Below are 16,758 nucleotides of genomic sequence, written 5' to 3'. Positions count from 1 at the left end.
TTTTTTTAAATCTAATTTGCTGATTTTTAAAGAGGCTTTTAGAACTTTTTTCCCTATTTTTGTGAAATGAGTCAAAAATGGATTTATAAGCCCGAACCCGATGAGGAAATTGTGGACGGACTAAGTTCGTCACTTGGTTTTGGTACTTTTGAATCTAAAATTCTCGTTCTAAGAGGAATTGACAATTATCAAAAGGCGAGAGAATTTTTCAAACCAAACCTTAACGATATACACAGTCCGTTTTTAATGGCAGACATGCAAAAAGCTGTAGAGCGTATTGCCACTGCAATTGAAAATGGCGAAAAAATATTGGTATATGGTGATTATGATGTAGACGGAACTACAGCAGTTGCCTTAATGTACCTTTACCTCAGCAAAATTGTTGAGAAAAAATACTTGGATTATTATATTCCGGACAGAAATTCTGAGGGATATGGTATTTCCACTGAAGGGATTGATTTTGCCAAAGAGAATGGCTTTTCATTAATTATTGCTCTTGACTGTGGTATCAAGGCTCTTGATATGATTAATTATGCCTCCAGTCTGGATATTGACTTTATCATTTGTGATCACCACCTTCCAGGTGACGAGATTCCTAATGCTGCGGCTGTGCTTGATCCTAAGAGAAGTGATTGTAGATATCCATTTAAGGAACTTTCCGGATGTGGTGTCGGCTTTAAGCTTTGTCAGGGATTGAATACTATTTATAAACTTCCGGATGCTGAATTATTTGAGCTGACGGATCTTTTGGCAATATCCATTGCTGCAGATATTGTTTCGATGACTGGTGAAAACAGGGTTCTTGCTAAAATGGGACTGAAAACTCTTAGAAAAACAAGAAATCTTGGATTAAGGCTATTGATTCCTGAGGATAAGCTTTCTCATTTTGAAATTTCAAATATTGTATTTGAAATTGCTCCTAAAATAAACGCTGCCGGAAGAATTTCACATGGTAAAGCCGCTGTGGAACTTATGGTTTCTGATAATCTGAAGCACGCCCACCAAATTGTTCATGACATCATGAACCTCAACGATGAAAGGCGTGAATTGGATATGAACTCCACGCTTTCTGCTTTGAACCAAATTATGGAATCTCAGCAGGAAACAAAGCACTCCACTATTGTTTATCATCCTGAATGGAATAAAGGGGTCATTGGTATTGTAGCTTCAAGACTTATTGAAACTTATTACAAGCCTACACTGGTCTTTACGGATGGTAATAATGGCGAAATGGTGGCTTCTGCAAGATCAGTTTCAGACTTTGACGTTCATGAAGCTCTTGATATGTGCTCAGAATATTTTCTTAAATTCGGTGGACATCATGCTGCTGCAGGACTTTCTATGGAAAAGGATAAGTTTGAGGCATTCAAGGAAAAATTTGAAAAAATTGTTTCTGAGAAGATCAAGGAACACCAAAGGGAGCCATCCATCACGATTGATTCTGAAATTAAAATTGATGAAATCAACAGAGAGTTTATTAATTTCCATAGGAAACTTGCTCCTTTTGGACCTCATAATATGAAGCCTATCTTTACATTAACTGATCAAAGATTATCAGGATATGTAAAAACTATGGGAAAAGACAACAACCATATGAAGTTTTATATCAAGCAGGAATCTACGGGACGAAATATTGAATGTGTCGGCTTTAAGCTAGGACAGTTTGTGGAGGATTTTAAAAATAGAAGTTTTGATATTGCTTTTACTCTGGAAGAGAACCACTGGAAAGGCAATGTAACTCATTATCTTAATATAAAGGATGTGAAGTTTAGAGACTAGTTTACTACTGCTCATAATTTATCATCTGTTACCTACATTACATGAAAAAAATCGGTCTATTCTTCGGATCTTTTAACCCAATACACATTGGGCATCTTATTTTGGCCAATTATATTCTTGAGAATTCTGATATGGATGAGCTGTGGTTTGTAGTAAGTCCACAAAATCCGTTTAAGGACAAGAAATCTTTATTGAAAGACCATAACAGACTGGATATGGTACAGCTTGCTGTAAAAAATTATCCGAATATGCGTGCTTCTAATGTTGAGTTTTCTCTTCCACAGCCAAGTTATACAATCGATACCCTTACTTATCTTCATGAAAAACATCCTGATTATTCCTTTAGCCTTATTATGGGTGAGGATAATCTGGAAAGTCTTCACAAATGGAAAAACTCTGATACACTTATCAAGAACCACCATATTATTGTTTATCCAAGAGTATTTGATGGAGAGAAGAAAGACTCTGAATATCTTCAGCATGAGAATATCTCTCTGATAAAAGCTCCTGTTATAGAGCTTTCCGCTACTGAAATCCGTAATATGATTAAAGATGGCAAAAATATAAGACCTATGCTTCCACCTGAGGTTTTTGAATATTTGGATGGAAGTAATTTTTATAAGTAATTTTACAAACTAGAATTAGAAACTAAAAGCAGAAAGTAGAGAAAGACTCTTCACTTTTATCTCTTCACTTATCCCTACAAGAAATGGACTTCATCGAAAAATTTTTCTCAAAATATTCTCAGGAAAAAGTTATCAAATGGTTTAAGCAGATATGTCTTGCAGAAGCCATTTCATGTCTTTTGCTGTACTGCGTTGCGATGATCTGGATTCGATATGATGAAAATTTATATTCTATTATCTTCATTAGCGTTATTGGTAGTTTACACGGATTATTTTTCACCCTTTATCTTCTGCTTTGCCTTCCTGCAAGAAAAATTTATGATTGGGATGATGAAGATTTTGTTTTTGCTCTATTAGCTGCGTTTTTCCCATTTGCAACCATTTGGGTTGATAAAAAACTGGCTAAGTTCGACAGAGAATAAATTTATTTTTCATAAAATTTCATGCTTTGCTGTAACAAATTTATTGTTACAGTTGTCTTATTATACAGAAAGGTCAAACAATCAATAATTTAATTTAAAATTTTAAGAACTGACAATCAATAAGTTATAATAATTTAAAAACATTTTTAAGTACTTTGTATTGCATGATACTAAATTTATTACATATCTTTGTAATGTAAAATAACAAACCATACAAGCTATTAACAATTAAAAAATAATAATCATGAAAACTCAAATTCTTATTGCAGCCCTATTTTTCAGTGGATTTGTTACTGCTCAGCAGAAAAAAGACAGTGTGAAAGTAAATGCTATTGATGCAGTAAATATCAAGAAGCAGGTTTTCAAAAAACAAGGTGACCGTTTGGTGTATGATGTGGCCTCCTCTCCTATTGCTAAAGGAACTAATACATTTACTCTCCTGAAGCAAACTCCAATGATCTCTAGTGTGGATGGGAAAACGTTGAAGATTTTGGGCAAAAATGATGCAGTAATCTACATCAACAATAAAAAAACCAATATGGATTCTGAGGCATTGATTGAAATGCTAAAGTCTACTCCATCAGAAGATATTCAGAAAATTGAGGTGATTACTGTTCCGGGAAGTGAATTCCAGGTTGAATCCAAGGAAGGAGTAATCAATATTGTAATGAAGAAAAACAAAAATAATGGTTATAACGGGACGTTGAAGATGCAGAATGAGCAGGGTTATTACAACAACCCAAATGCAGGAGCTTCTTTTAATTTCAGACAAGGTAAATGGTCCGGGAATTCTAATTTCAGAATGGGAAGCTGGACAGACAGACAAAAATATACATTGTCCAACGGAGATTCTACTTTCAGAAATGAATCTTCAGGTTTCAATGATGATCCCAATAAAAATTACGGAGGAGGTTTCAATGTTGATTATGAAATCAATAAAAAACATAATATTGGATTCTCATACAACATGAGATATAATAAAAGCTTCAATTCTGTACTGGATATTACCAACTGGCAAAACGGAGTTTTAAATAACAGAACTGTCAATAATGAAGATGCACAAACCAGAAATCATTCTTTCAATTTAAATTATGAAATGAAAACGGACTCTCTGGGAAGCAAACTTACATCGAATGTTTCTTATCTATGGTTCAACAGAAATAAAGAAAGTTTCAATGAAAGTTTTCCTTTAACGAATGATACTATTAATAAATATTCGGCACTTCATCAGTCTGTACCGCAGATTATCAACAACTATGCAGCCAACATCGATTATCTAAAAAAAACGGCTAAAGGAGCAACGTGGTTAATGGGAATCAGCTACAATCATACGAATACTGATAATGATACCAAACAAGACAAATTAATAGGTGGTGATTTTGTGATAGATCCTAAACAAACCAATCACTTCATTTATAAAGAAAATATTTTAGGTATTTACCTGAACTATGAAAGAAAGCTTAGTGAAAAAGTTTCAGGAAAGATAGGAGCTCGATATGAAATGACCAGAAGTACCGGAGAGATTCTGGAAAAAACAGGTTTCGAAAGAAATTACAGCAATCTTTTACCTTATCTGAATTTAAATTACGCCATCAATTCTGATCACAACCTGAGCTATACTTTCTCGAGCAGAATCCGAAGACCAAGATTCTGGGAGCTCAACCCATCAAGGACGTATTTCACTCCTACGAATTATACACAGAACAATCCGTTTGTTCTTGCTTCAAAATTTTATAATCAGGAGCTGAACTATATGTACAAAAATGCATTCTATGCCAATCTTAGCTTTAATATGGTAGAAGATGCATCTGCTTCTGACATGCTTCCGCTACAGGGAACTTTAACAACCCCAAAAAGGGATGAAAATGGAAATATACTCTATGGTCCTGATGGTAACATGCTAATGGACACAACAAGATTCCTAAGATATATAAGAACCAATTACGGTAAGAACAGAGAACTTGCTCTTACACTGGGAATGAACAAATCATGGTTCAAAGACATATGGGCAACTAATTATTCTGTCAACTTGGGCTATGTTACCTATAAAGGCGGGGTATGGGAAGATCCAACGTCTCAGCTAGGCCAGTACGAAACCGAGTCACTTGATCCTTATATCATTGATGTAAAAAACTACAATATGTCTGTTACCTTCAATAATATCATCAGACTTTCTTCTAAAAAAGACTGGTTTTTAGGAGTTAATTACTTTTTTGCAAGCCAGACCGCTATGGAAGGAGGTATGATAGGGGCAAGACAGAGTTTTGATTTCAATGTAAAGAAAATTGTAGGTGACTGGACGATTGTAGCTGAAGTTAGTGACTTATTCAATCAAAGCTTTTACAGAGTTAAAGGTGTGCAGCCTAACGGAACCTATAATAATATAACCAATTTCAATTATCCAAGATTATTTAGCATTGGGGTTACGTATAATTTTGGAAATCAGAAACTGAAAAAAGCAAGGGAAATGAAATCAGCTAATGATGCTGTAAAATCAAGAACCTAATCTATAAAAACTTATCTCACTTAACCACTCTTAAAAAAAAACAAACATGAAACGTATACTTTTGTCAATAGCTATCATATTCGGTACCTGTGCCTTTGCTCAGGAAAAGAAATCAGACACGGCAAAAACTAAAAATATAGAAGGTGTTACCATCACCAAACAAGTATTTAAAAAGCAAAGTGATCGTTTTGTATATGATGTTGCGGCTTCTCCTGTAGCAAAAGGAAACACTACTTTTGATCTTTTGAAACAAACGCCACTATTATCTTCCACTGATGATAAAACATTAAAAATTGCAGGGAAAAACAATGTATTAATCTACATCAACGGAAGAAAATCCAATATGGATGCTGAATCACTGGCACAATTCCTGAAAAATACTCCGGCAGAGAATATTCAGAAAATTGAGGTAATTACAGTTCCGGGAAGTGAGTTTCAAGTGGAATCTTCTGACGGAATCATCAATATTGTTTTAAAGAAAAAAATGAGTGATGGCCTTAACGGGAACATGAGGTTCTCCAATACTCAAAGTAAATATAATGCCAGCCAGGCAAGTTTCTCTGCCAACTACAGAAAAGATAAGCTGGGAATTAGTGCTAACCTCAGCGGCGGGGAAAATATCCAGGCGCAAACCTATACTTTAAGAAACAGCAGTGATAGCGCTTCGAATGAATCAACCGGTGATATCAACGATCCAAACAAAAATATTGGTGGTTATCTGAACATTGATTATCAGTTGAATGACAACAGCAACTTAGCTTTATCCTGGAATACTTGGGCCAATAAAAGTTATAATTCTACAGTAAGCCTTTTCAATACAATTGTTAATAAAGATGGGACTAATTATACATGGTCTAAAAACAAAGAGGATTCGAGAAGCTATAATAACTCTCTTAATTTAAACTATGAATTAAAAACAGATTCTCTAGGAAGTAAACTAAATGTAAATGCAGCTTATCTAAATTATAAAAGATTTCAAGTTACAGACAATATCACTTATAAATCTGATATCAACAGAAATTTAGGAGCAAAATCTATACAGATGTTTCAGGACCTTCCGCAGATCATTAATAATTTCTCCGGAATGGTAGATTACATCCAGAAATTTAAAAATGACCTTACTATTTCTGTAGGTGGAAATTATAACAAAACCAAAACGGATAATGATACTAAAAGTGACACTTATTTTATTGATCCTGAAAAAGACCCAAAATTAGCGCCTAACCACTTTATTTATGATGAAAATATATACGGATTTTATGTAACTGCCGAAAAGAAGTTTTCAGATAAATTTTCAGGGAAAATCGGGACAAGATATGAGATCACCAATAGCTTAGGAACTTCAGACAATCCGCCAACAGAAACTCTGAAAAAAATTGAAAGAAACTATAATAACTTTCTTCCTTATATGAGTCTTAACTATGCTATCAATGATAAAAACAATATCTCCTATTCCTTTTCAAGCAGAATGAGAAGACCTAGCTTCTGGGAAATAAATCCGGTAGTAAATAAACTTACTGATGATAATTATACTCAAAACAACCCTTTCGTAAAAGCTTCTTCTACTTATAATCAGGAACTGACTTATATGTATAAAAACTCCTATTTTGTAGTTTTAAACCATTCTTATATTAAAGATGCCATCACTCAGGTTCCGTTACAGGGGTATCCCGAGAAACCTAATAAGGAGCTAGGAGAAAATCTTGCCTTAAGATATATCAGAACCAATTTTGGAGATAAGCAGGAAATGTCTGCCATGGTAGGTATCCAGAAATCATTTTTCAAACAATACTGGACTACGAATTTCAGTATTGGAGTTCAACATAACAGAAACAATGGAAGCCTGGATATGGATCCCACTACAGGAGACCGTTTCAAAAATGAGAAAGGCGAATATGTGACCTATATTAATAAGACTAACTCTACCAGTATTTTGATCCAAACGAACAATACGATCCGTCTTGATAAAGCAAAAACATGGTTCTTTGGGGTTAACTTTTTCTATATAGACAAGCAACAGATAGAACTGGGTATGCTACGAAGTTTATCAAGTTTAGACCTTAGTATCAAGAAAAATTGGAACGATTGGACTTTTGCTGTAAATGTAAATGATGTTTTAAGAACCAATATTGTAGTCATTGATGATATCCAAGACAATGGAAACAAAAATTATATTCACCAGAATCAATACCCGAGAAGCTTAACGGTAAGCCTTACTTATAATTTCGGAAACAAAAAACTGAAAAAAGTAAGAGATATTGAGGGTGCTTCCGATTCTATTAAGAGTAGAACAAAATAAAATTATCTTTCTTCATATTCAACTCAATTATATTCCAAGGAAACCTGTTGATCTTTCAACAGGTTTTCTATCTTTATGGGTATGAAAAGAAAGTCAGCCTTTATTCTTTTAAGTCTTTGCTTATACTTTCTATTGGCCAGTTGCAAGGAAAAAAAGATTACAATAGGGAATAGCATCACCTTTGATAAAGAGGAAAACATTCATTATGGGAATGATTCTGAGCAAGTCATGGATCTTTATATTCCTCATAAAAAATCTGTGAGAAAAAGAGATGCTTTTATTATCATCCATGGAGGCGGATGGCGTAGTGGAAACAAGTCTCAACTTACTTTTTTTACCCTCTCGATGATGCAAAGGTTTCCTGATTATATTTTTGCCAATATTAATTATCGAAACGCTTCTCAAACACAATATGGCATCCCCAACCAAACCGATGATATTAAAAGCGTAATTACTTTTTTAAAAAGAAAGCTGAAAGATAGTCCAAAGATCATTCTAATGGGAAACAGTGCCGGTGGGCACTTATCCATGTTGTATGCTTACAAATTTGATTCCGATAAAGATGTAAAAGCTGTGATTAACATCGTAGGGCCAACCGATCTATCTGATCCAGGTTTTAAGACGTATCAGGAATATTCTTTTGTAGAACAACACTTGGTAGATCCCAAGATACTTACAAAAGGTACCTCAGCGGTTCATTTTGCCAGTCCAGTTTATTGGATAAAGAATACATCTGCCCCTACTCTTTCCTATTATGGAAAAACAGACCGTGTCATTCCTATAACCCAAAAAACAATTCTGGATTCTGCTTTAAATAAAAATAATATCATCAATGAGTCCTATGAATTCAATGGTGGACATCTGGATTGGGATAAATCACCAAACCATACTTTTCTTATTGATAAGATTGAAGCTTTTCTTAAAAGGACAGATAAAAAATAACACGTTCTGATTTTTCAAAACGTGTTATTTTTTATCTTTTAATTTGATTTACTCTGATTTTGCGACTGCTGTTCTTTCTGAGACACCATTGGAGTTGAAAGCTTCAATCTGAAAGTAGTAAGAATCTGTTCTGTCTGCACCTGTAAAGAAATATTCATTCTTTCCGTATACCATAATGCTTCCGTACATTTTATCAGGAGATTTGCCCCAGTAGATTACATAGCCATCTGCCTCAGGATTCTGCTGCCACTTCATCCAGACACTTCTTCTTTCTCCATACTTTTTTGGATCAGCTCTTAAAGGCACAAAACCTTCTACTTTACCAGGTTGTTTTCCGGCTCCTTTTCCAAACACTCTGAAGCCACTTAATGCAAATTTTCCTGTGGGCATTTTAAGGTTTTCCATTTTAAGGAAACGGGCTTTTGCAGGCTGCTCAAGCTCAACATAATCGTGAGGGACATCTTTTGTATTCTTGCTTTTATCCACAATCACATTCCACTTCTTGCCATCATTAGAGCCATAGATTTTATATTGGTGCATTTTCCCTAAGGTTTTCCCCATGAACTCAGCATCCTGATCTGCATAATTGATCTGAACGGCATTGATTGTTGAAACTTCACCCAAATCCGTTTGGAACCATTCTCCGGAATTTCCTGTTTTAGCACTCCAATAAGACTTGATATCTTCATCTACAGCATAATTGGGCTGATAACCACCTAAAGTAGATGAAACCTGAACCGGTTTATTATAATTCAATAACATCCATCCGGCAAAAAGACCTTTTGTAAAGTCTTTCCCTTGTGCATACTGCGGAAGGTATGTAGGATAATCACCATAAGCCGTATTACAGTACATCACATCATCTTTATCAAAACCTGCCGGCCAGATACCCAGCCTTCTTTCAAAATTATTTTTGGTAGAAATAAATATAGTGGAAACGTGCCACCAGTTTTTATAATTGTCTTCAAAAGTTGCTCCATGCCCAGCTCCCCTTGCAAAACCTCCCGGTTTATAAGAGAATGGATTATGCTGCTGATATTCGAAACCGTCCAAAGGACTTTTGCTTACGTATACTCCATCGGAATATCCACTGAATTCTGTTGCCGGAGCACCATACTGCATGTAGTATTTCCCGTTATGTTTTGTCATCCACGCTCCCTCTACAAAAGGCTGAAGAAAAACATTATCATTGTATTCTCCGAAACGCTCCCATCCATGGTCTTCAGGTTTTAGTTTTAGAATGGGTTTTACAAAACCTTCAGACTGAAGATTTTTCACTTTCACTTCTGTTCCCAGCAAAGGCCATTCATTACTTGAACCCCAATATAGATATAGCTTATTCTTATCTTCATCATAGTGGAATGCCGGATCCCATGCGCCTACTTTTAAAGTATCTACTGCAATCTTCCAGTCATCTTTAGTTGGATTGGTACTTTTCCAGATTGGAAAATCCTGTTCCCATGTAGAACCATAAACATATAGAGTATCTTTCATAGCCCAGACAGCCGGAGCATTAAGATCATGAATATATTTATTATCTCTGAGAAATTTCCTTTTTACAAACTTCCAGTCCAACATATCATCACTGTACCAATATCCTTCCTGGTTTGTAGAAAAAAGAAACAGCTTATTTTTAAAATTAACAATCACCGGATCTGCTGTGGCTCGGTGTTTCCCTTGTTTTGAAAAAACTTCAAAAGGAGTATAACCATAATCTATGTTGATCGGATTACAAAATGTTTTCTGCTGAGCTCCTACAATCATTCCAAGAAAAATTGCTAATGACAGAATATATTGTCTCATTTTTAGATTTTAAAGATTCCAACAAAGTTAGCTAACTTTTTTTGGTTTTCTCCAAATAAAGCCATCCAGAAGATAATGAGTAAGCTGTGGAACCACGAGCAATGGAACTAAAAACTGGAGTACATTTTCTGGGATATTAAATTCCAGTGAGAAATGCTCATTCCAAACTAAGGTTTCCCACAGAAATTCCTCAAGAAAGGCAAATCCTAAAATCACTCCTACAAATAAAAATATTCCCGAAGCAGATTTAAAAATTAACATCCAGTTCAGTTGATGATTATCCTTTTGCTTTATTTCACGAATATAGATGAGAGCAATATAAGGGATCCCGTGGGATACAACATTCAGGAAAGTAAAGACAAGGTCATTGTTAAAATATACAATTCCAAAATACCAGGAAAGGTACGTTCCGGTAATAAGAGCTGTTTTAGGAATGTTGATGCTCCTTGTTTTTATGGCTTCAAAAATGGTTTTTACAAGCCAGATTATTAATATCCCTACATACAGAACGGTGATAAAACCAATATAATCAGGCAAGTTTTTAAGCCAATCAAATTCATTATTAACAAACCAGGTAAATGCACGTGGTGTTTTGAACCAGTACAACATTGGGAAAATTGTAGCAGCATATACAGCCACCTCATCTATTTTCTTCTGCCAGTTATTAGGCTCAAAGCGGGCATAGATTCTCATAAACCCGTATTGCTGGCGGATAAAATGAAAGACGGCAATCAAAGCCAGTACCGACCAGAATGTGAGGCTTCCAAACTGGAATAAAGTAATTCCCAGGCACCAGCTAATAACGGGAATCCCGAAATACAGCAATTTCCTTTTCTGAACCTCATCTTTTACAAAATAAGTCTTAAACAAAGTGGAATATACATGGGCAACATCTACAAAAACAATCAAAAGAAGCCATGTGTAAAAGGAATAATTATTTTCTAATCCCTGAACTTGTTTCTGAAAAAGAAGAATAATCAACAATACCAAAAAAGGTGGAGATAGAATAAACCACCAATCTGTTTTTGCATTATGGATCCAAGGTTGTTTCATAGCATTTGCTTTGCAGTTCTTATTCCCTGATAAAAGGCTTCTTCAAAAATAGATATTCCTGAAAGATCAGAATGGGCAAAGAAGATCTTTCCATCCAAAGATTCCTTTGCAAGTCTGGTGTCTTCACCAAAAATTTGATTGGGAACCGGAGCAATCATCGCATGTCCTATTTTATGAAACTGCATTTCAAGAATAAAGTCCTCTATAAGCGGATGTGCTTTCTTTAAATCTTCTAAAACTAAAGTTTTAAGTTCAGCTTCTTTCATTGAATACAGCTTCTTTCTGGCCTTTTTACAATCATTTGTAGAGAAGCTTTTGTAATAAGTAATCACCTTTTCTCCCAAAACCTGATTGATATTCTGATGCTGATCATAAATATATCCTAGCCCGGACGAGCCATAAATCACATTATCCCATGCAAGTTCCTCATCTCCTCCAAATTCGTTCTTCAAGATAATGGTTGTCAAAAGCCACGGAACATATTGAAATGATTTTGCGTTCCTATTATTTAAAATTCTTTCGTTGACAAATTGAGGTGTGGCAAACAAAACCTTTTCTGCAATAATTGTCTTTGTTTTCTTCTGAGCATTATCAAAACACTGTACCTCAACCTTATCATTTATTTTAACATCAAAAACTAAATGCTTAGTTAAAGATTTTTCTTTAATATATTTTGAAAAATGCTGAGTGAGCCTTGCATTACCCTCCGGCCAGGTAAATACTTGATCCTTATATTTTGTACTCCAGTTATTTTTTCTTCCCGCAAAATAATGAATTCCTGCCCAAGCCGAAACATAGTCTATGCCCAAGCCGTAATCATCTCTGCAAGAATAATCCAATAACCACAGAAGTTCTTCTGACTGAAAATGATGTTCCTGAAGCCAATCTTTAAAAAGAGTTTTTTCAAGCTTCATAGCCTCATTTTCCCTACTGGAATCATGAACAGGAATGGCAAACCAATAATTTCCAAGAGTGTCTTTTTTTTGACGGAAATCGTTCATCATTCTAAAGAAATGGTTCAGCTCATTTTGTATTTCTACTGATATTCCTTTTTGTGGAACAACATCATTCTGCCACGAGTTTTTATAGAACAATCTTTCCTGCTGGGGAAAAGTCATCTGATATTCGTCCAAAATAGGTTCTCCATTTTCTTCTATTCCCTGGCAGATTCCGCACTCTGTCAGAAATTCGATAATTTCAGAGTTTTCCTTATTTGGTAAAGGCAGATAATGTGCTCCCAATGGGAACTTGGAAAATGAGTTCTGTCCGTTGGAAGAGTTTCCTCCCAAATGATCCTCCATTTCCAGAAGAAGATAATCATGTTCATTATTTTGACTAAAAAACCTGCATGCAGAAAGCCCCGAGACTCCACCACCCACAATAAGATATTGGGTGTGGATAACTTCTGTAGATTGTGGAAAATCCTTGGCCCATAATCTATGGCCAAGAATATGATTAGTTCCCGTAATCTTCAGCAAGAGAGTTTTTACTTTCTTCCCACAATATTGCAGAAAAGGAAGTATCATACTGCCTAACATTACTGTCTTTAGAAAATCCTTTCTACTGAACTTTTCCCCACTCTTCATCAAAATAACGGACTAGTATCTGGTTATCCAGACGGTTAATTTCTACATCTTTTACTTTCATATCCTTGTTAAAGTAGGATATTTGTGAAAAATCATAATCGTAATATCTTAAATTGGGAATCTGTCTATAAATCTTATTATTGACCGGCTCAAATGAAGCCATTGAAAATCCCCATTCTCCAAACGACGGGACATAGGTGTGATATGCCGATGTAAAGGGAAAAATCTGATTGATTGTCTTCTCTATACACCAGAAAGACTTTGGCGCAAAATAAGGAGAAGTGGTCTGTACTACAATCTTTGTATCCGGAGTGGTTAATCTTTCAAGTTCTTTATAAAACTGCAGAGAATAGAGTTTCCCTAAACTATAATTGGATGGATCCGGAAAGTCTATGATAATGACATCAAATTTCTTTTTATTCTCCTTTACCCAAATGTAAGCATCCTTGTTAATGACTTGTACTTTAGAGCTGGATAAGGAATTTTGGTTCAGTTTTCGCATGGTCTCATTGGTCTTGAAAAACTGTGTCATTTCACCATCAAGATCTACAAGGGTAACTTTCTTCACCTCCTTATATTTCAGTACTTCACGAACAGCAAAACCATCACCTCCACCTAAAATCAGAACGTTATCAATGTTTTTGGCCATAGACATTGCCGGATGAACGAGTGCTTCATGATAACGGTATTCATCTGTGGAAGAGAACTGCAAGTTGTTATTTAAATAGAGCCTGAACTCCCGGTTATTTCTTGTTAAAACAATCCTTTGATAGGGAGAACTTTTTGTGTAGACAATATTTTCACCATACAGCTTTTCTTCTGAGTATGATAAAATCTTATCTGAAAAAATGAAAAGACCCAAAAGAAATACAAAGGCTCCAATTGATTTTACCTTTAGGGAAATGGGTTTTGAAAGTTCTTTTGTGAGATAAAAACACAGGAATATTGCAATGGAGATATTAATTAGCCCAAAGAATAATGGAGTTTTTACAATTCCAAGGTTGGGAATTAACACCAAAGGAAAAAGAATGGATGCCAGTAAAGCTCCTATATAATCAAAAGCAAAAACATTGGATACTAAATCTTTAAACTGAACCCTGTCTTTTAAAATATTCATTAAAAGCGGAATTTCCACTCCTACCAAAGATCCTGTAAAAAAGACAAAGAGATACAGAACAGCTTCAAAATGGGCCAGCGTATTAAAAAGTATGAATAATACTACGGAACTTATTCCCCCCACAATTCCTACCAAAATTTCAATTTCCACAAACTTATCAATCAAGTTTCCTTTGATAAATTTTGCAAAATAGGAACCTACTCCCATTGAAAATAGATACACTCCGATGATGAAAGAAAACTGCTTTACAGAGTCTCCTAAAAGATAGCTCGCCAGGGCTCCGGCCACCAATTCATAAATCAATCCACATGTAGCAATGACAAATACTGAAAACAATAAAAGCAGCTCAAGAGGAATCCTCTTCTTATCCATGAATTGCAGCGCTTATAATCATTGAAATACCGATAATAAAGGCCCCAAAAACGATAGCCAGTGCTATATTTTTATTTTGAGCGATCTCATGCCATGTTTTCTCGGGAGTTAATTTCTCGATGATGAAATAGCATAACAGTAAAATAGCAATTCCTAAGAATGAATAAAGAATTGAATTGAATATAGGTAATACATTAATGTTGTCCATAGTTATATATTTTTATTTGTGATAATATCTGTAAAATCCTGCTCTGGAATGGCTTCTTGTGGTTCCGTCGCGGTAGTTTTCTGTTTTGGCACAGTCACAAAACTGATTTCCTGTAAAAGTCATATAAACGAACCAACCCAGGAATAGGCTTCCGATGGCAAACAATTGCCAATTATTTCTGATATAATTGATTATTCTTTCCATGCTTAATTTATTGGGTAGGGTGAATTGGAACTGTTACTCCATTTGCTTCCCTCAAAGATACGTCGGGCCAAATAGCTCAATCCTGCAAATAGCAATAGGCAAAAAAGTACAATCCCGAAGTTCCAGAAAGAAACAGGCAGCCAGGTGGCCTTGATCTTTACGTTCGCATTTTGTTCACTATTGCCTGGGTAGCCATAATTCGGAACTATATTAACAAGGATAGAATCTAGCTTACCAAGCTCTTTTAAATTGTTTTGAAGACCGGTTTTTAATATGATGTCATTTTCAAGTGCTACTCTGTCTGTATAAGTACTAATGCTTTTATCTTTATCATTTTGCATAAAGAAAGCTCCGGTTTCATTTTGAATAATCGAGAAATCCCCATTCTCCGGTCGGTAACCTGATTTGAACGGATCTACTATTCCACCCTCTTTTTCCGCTGAGATCAAAAAATGGTATGTTCCCTGAGGAATACCGCACATATTGAAATCTTCTGTTTGGCTTCCCTCACTCCAGCTTTCTCCTCCTTCAAAGCCAGAATATTGTTCGATATCCTTGGTAGCATAGATCACTTCATTGGTTTTCTCGTTAACAAGACCTATTCCTACATTCGCCCAAGAGTTATTCACATCTGAAAAAAGATGTATTTTTAAGGGTGCAGAACCGCCTGAAAAGCTAAAGCTTTTACTCACCAGTTCTTTATCATTTACATCTGCAAAGTTTATATTCTGTTCAAAAACGTTCTGATTGCTTCTTGAAGTTACCACATACAATTGCAGCAGACATATCAGCAATGCTGTAACCGCCATAATATTGGTACATTGTCTTACATTATAAGGAAAAGGCTGAACAATCCCTATTCCGGATTTATAGGGCATATCTTTTACTCCAAATGCTTTTTTTATTTCGGATCTTGAAATATGATTTCCCTTAAAGAACTGTGATGAATTTCCGTACTGCTCCCGAGAGATCATTTCTGTACCATTTACATATTCTTTATAATTGGCCAGACCAAAATTCAGTTTGTCTTCAAAATACCCAGCAGCAGCATATGTTGTACATGGTGTGGTTTCGTACCATCTGTATTTACGTCCGTCCAATTCAGCATGGAACTTAGATTCTTTAAATGCAACTTCCAATTGACGAAGAAAAACCCAATGCCCATCGCTTTCACTCAGATAAGCATTATTACCGGCTTGATCTTTCAGTGCATATTCTCGCCAAAAGGTATTCGACCCGTATTTTTTGATGACAATATTAATCACCCAATAGTCTGTACCATAGAGCGTACCTTTACGCCCTACTTCCAAAACAACGTTCTCTACAGGCTTTTTAATATTCTTCTTTTGGGTAATATTTTTTACTCCAACAAGGGTATTACAATGACTGCAGATAAATTCTTCAATGGCAAACTCAATTGCCATATCATTATTATTGGTTCGGCAAATGGGACAAATGTGATCCATTTTTATCTGTAAATTTTGTGTTTTTGAATGGTATTAGCTTTAAAATATTGAACCACTTCATCAGCAATCTGTTCTACCTTTTCTGTATTGTCCTGTGTATAATTACATAAGAATACATCAAAAGTAAGTTGCTTAAACTCCGGCCAAGTATGAATACAAAGATGTGACTCTTTAAGACAAACTGCCGAAGTGAAGCTTTGATTCTCAAAAATATGGTTGGTAATCCCTACTATTTCTACTTCTTTTTTTTTCAGAATTTCTTCTGTGAATGCAAGAAATCCCTTGCTGTCTAATAACAAATCTTCTGACTCTGTTTCCAAAGTCAGAAGAATATGTAAACCTTTATTTGATAATGGGTTCAATTAATTTTTTCGT

At 35.2% G+C, this 16,758-nt stretch carries 14 protein-coding genes; 6 read left to right on the top strand and 8 right to left on the bottom strand.

Translation table 11 applies throughout. The features are described 5' to 3' along the window. Window positions 1–66 precede the first annotated feature (66 nt). The 6 genes from recJ (at window position 67) to C1638_RS13380 (ending at window position 8,574) form a co-directional block, all read left to right on the top strand. A complete protein-coding gene (recJ, locus tag C1638_RS13405) occupies window positions 67–1,779 on the top strand; it encodes a single-stranded-DNA-specific exonuclease RecJ (protein ID WP_109621669.1) in 1,713 nt (570 codons plus the stop codon). Window positions 1,780–1,820: 41 nt separating this feature from the next. Then, window positions 1,821–2,405: a nicotinate (nicotinamide) nucleotide adenylyltransferase gene (gene nadD / locus C1638_RS13400; RefSeq protein WP_109621668.1), complete on the top strand. Its 585-nt coding sequence runs from the start codon at window positions 1,821–1,823 to the stop codon at window positions 2,403–2,405. 83 nt (window positions 2,406–2,488) lie between these two features. Next, window positions 2,489–2,827 carry a DUF3817 domain-containing protein gene (locus tag C1638_RS13395; protein WP_109621665.1) on the top strand — a complete coding sequence of 113 codons (339 nt, stop codon included), beginning with the start codon at window positions 2,489–2,491 and terminating at the stop codon, window positions 2,825–2,827. A gap of 244 nt (window positions 2,828–3,071) precedes the next feature. Further along, window positions 3,072–5,333 carry an outer membrane beta-barrel family protein gene (locus C1638_RS13390; RefSeq protein ID WP_109621663.1) on the top strand — a complete coding sequence of 754 codons (2,262 nt, stop codon included), beginning with the start codon at window positions 3,072–3,074 and terminating at the stop codon, window positions 5,331–5,333. Window positions 5,334–5,379: 46 nt separating this feature from the next. Beyond that, complete coding sequence (locus tag C1638_RS13385; protein WP_109621661.1) at window positions 5,380–7,632, top strand: TonB-dependent receptor domain-containing protein; 2,253 nt, start codon at window positions 5,380–5,382, stop codon at window positions 7,630–7,632. A gap of 81 nt (window positions 7,633–7,713) precedes the next feature. Then, window positions 7,714–8,574, top strand: a complete 861-nt coding sequence (locus C1638_RS13380; protein ID WP_109621790.1) for an alpha/beta hydrolase — start codon at window positions 7,714–7,716, stop codon at window positions 8,572–8,574. A 48-nt stretch (window positions 8,575–8,622) separates the two neighbouring features. Here the strand turns inward: C1638_RS13380 and C1638_RS13375 are convergent, their stop codons facing one another. Genes C1638_RS13375 through C1638_RS13340 form a run of 8 tightly spaced genes read right to left on the bottom strand, consistent with a single transcriptional unit; the run spans window position 8,623 to window position 16,745 of the window. Further along, a complete protein-coding gene (locus C1638_RS13375) occupies window positions 8,623–10,377 on the bottom strand; it encodes a discoidin domain-containing protein (protein ID WP_109621659.1) in 1,755 nt (584 codons plus the stop codon). A 27-nt stretch (window positions 10,378–10,404) separates the two neighbouring features. Next, the gene (locus C1638_RS13370; protein WP_109621658.1) at window positions 10,405–11,430 is read right to left on the bottom strand and encodes a hypothetical protein; all 1,026 of its coding nucleotides are present in this window, start codon (window positions 11,428–11,430) and stop codon (window positions 10,405–10,407) included. Next, window positions 11,427–13,016, bottom strand: coding sequence for an NAD(P)-binding protein (locus C1638_RS13365; protein ID WP_185140432.1), 1,590 nt, complete (start codon window positions 13,014–13,016; stop codon window positions 11,427–11,429). Before C1638_RS13365 ends, C1638_RS13370 begins: the two co-directional genes overlap by 4 nt. Then, window positions 12,991–14,505 carry a polyamine aminopropyltransferase gene (locus C1638_RS13360; RefSeq protein ID WP_109621654.1) on the bottom strand — a complete coding sequence of 505 codons (1,515 nt, stop codon included), beginning with the start codon at window positions 14,503–14,505 and terminating at the stop codon, window positions 12,991–12,993. Before C1638_RS13360 ends, C1638_RS13365 begins: the two co-directional genes overlap by 26 nt. Further along, window positions 14,498–14,713, bottom strand: a complete 216-nt coding sequence (locus tag C1638_RS13355) for a DUF350 domain-containing protein (protein WP_109621652.1) — start codon at window positions 14,711–14,713, stop codon at window positions 14,498–14,500. The genes C1638_RS13360 and C1638_RS13355 overlap by 8 nt, the downstream gene beginning before the upstream one ends. Before the next feature lie 12 nt (window positions 14,714–14,725). Continuing rightward, the gene (locus tag C1638_RS13350; RefSeq protein ID WP_076353280.1) at window positions 14,726–14,917 is read right to left on the bottom strand and encodes a hypothetical protein; all 192 of its coding nucleotides are present in this window, start codon (window positions 14,915–14,917) and stop codon (window positions 14,726–14,728) included. Window positions 14,918–14,919: 2 nt separating this feature from the next. Then, window positions 14,920–16,383, bottom strand: coding sequence for a DUF4178 domain-containing protein (locus C1638_RS13345; protein ID WP_109621650.1), 1,464 nt, complete (start codon window positions 16,381–16,383; stop codon window positions 14,920–14,922). Window positions 16,384–16,385: 2 nt separating this feature from the next. Next, window positions 16,386–16,745: an S-adenosylmethionine decarboxylase family protein gene (locus C1638_RS13340; protein ID WP_109621648.1), complete on the bottom strand. Its 360-nt coding sequence runs from the start codon at window positions 16,743–16,745 to the stop codon at window positions 16,386–16,388. Window positions 16,746–16,758: the final 13 nt, after the last annotated feature.

Origin of the sequence: Chryseobacterium oncorhynchi, assembly GCF_002899895.1 — a bacterium.
Classification (GTDB): domain Bacteria; phylum Bacteroidota; class Bacteroidia; order Flavobacteriales; family Weeksellaceae; genus Chryseobacterium; species Chryseobacterium oncorhynchi.
Note: the sequence above shows the minus strand (reverse complement) of the source record. Positions and strands in the feature narration are given on the sequence as shown.